This window comes from Microbacterium sp. HMWF026 (genome assembly GCF_003061325.1).
GTDB classification, from domain to species: Bacteria; Actinomycetota; Actinomycetes; order Actinomycetales; family Microbacteriaceae; genus Microbacterium; species Microbacterium testaceum_E.
On sequence record NZ_QAJB01000122.1, the window covers coordinates 1 to 1,401 of the forward strand.

1 protein-coding gene is annotated in these 1,401 nt (G+C 74.2%); it reads right to left on the reverse strand.

Annotated features, from left to right (window positions below; all coding sequences use genetic code 11):
• Positions 1-138 precede the first annotated feature (138 nt).
• Complete coding sequence (locus DBR36_RS05535) at positions 139-1,326, reverse strand: class I SAM-dependent methyltransferase (protein ID WP_108317928.1); 1,188 nt, start codon at positions 1,324-1,326, stop codon at positions 139-141.
• Positions 1,327-1,401 lie beyond the last annotated feature (75 nt).

Here is a 1,401-nt window from a genome sequence, read left to right on the forward strand (position 1 = left end):
GCGCTGGTCTCACTGCGCCGGCCCCGCGACAGTCGCACACTCGCCGGGTGGGCTCTCGCCCTCGCGCTGCTGTCGGTGGCGTTCAGCGCCGGATGGCTGATCTGGGGCTTCTCGCAGCTCGCGGTCGTCTAGCCCCCGTCAGACGCGGTCGGCCAGCAGAGCGAGGCGCTTCGATCCCACGCGGGTGAGCAGGAGCGTCGCGGACTCGTCACCGCGCAGCGACAGCTTCTTGCGCAGCACTGCCGGGTCGACGTCGACGCCGCGCTTCTTGATCTCGAGCGTGCCGATGCCGCGTGCACGCAGCGCCTGGGCGAGCTTCTTCGGGTCGGCGGGCAGCTGCTCGCGCACCCGGAACGACGACACGAACGGGCTCGTCATCGCCGCGTCCGAGGTGAGGTAGGCGATCCCGGGGCTGAGCATGCCGGCATCCAGCGCCCTCGCGACTTCTCCGATCAGCCGGGCGCGGATGACGGCCCCGTCGGGTTCGTGCACGAATGCGCCGAGCTCGCGCGGCTCGGCGTCGGGGGTATCGGCCGGGGCGGTGAGCTCCCACGCCTCGCCGCCGCGCACGACGAGCGCCGCGCGGCGGACGGCCTCGCGCGCGAGCGCCCCCGACCACAGCACCAGCTCGATCGTCGACCCGTCGGCACTGATCCACTGGGCCTCGACATCGTCGGGGATCTGCGTGCGGTCGAAGCCCGGCCCGAGCTTCACGCCGCCGGGCACGCGGGAGATCAGGTCGAACACCCACTCGAGCGACGGCGACCACTCGCTCGAGGCCACCTGCCGCGTCTCGGAGTGACCGGCCGTGCGGCGCGCGGGGTCGAGCCAGACGGCATCCATCCCGCTCAGATCCACCTCTTCGGCGCGCGCGTGCTGCACGGTCGCCGCGTCGGCGAAGGGAGCGAGGTTGTACGCCGCGATGGCGGCGGTCACCTCGTCGGCGTCGACCGCGTGCACCCGGATGCCGAGCCCGGCCAGGCCCAGGGCATCGCCGCCGATGCCGCAGCCGAGGTCGGCGACCCTTGCGATCCCGGCGTCGCGGAAGCGCCCCGCGTGACGCGCGGCGATCGGCAGGCGCGTCGCCTGCTCGAGGCCCGCGCGGGTGAAGAGCATCCGATCGGCGAACGCGCCGAACTTCGCCGCGGCGCGGACGCGGAGGCGCGCCTGCCCCACCACGGCCGAGACGAGGGCGGGGGAGTGCCCCGCCGCACGCAGTCTGGACACCGCGCGCGCTGCGTCGTCGGTGGAATCGATGGGTCCCACGTCGTCGAGCAGGCGCAGCCCCTCGGGGGTCAGCAGGGCGGTGAGCTCGGCGGTGTCCACCCGTCCAGCCTAGGTGGGAGGGGATGCCGTGCCCCGGCGCGGGGAACGGCATCCACCCCCCTGCCGGGGGAACGG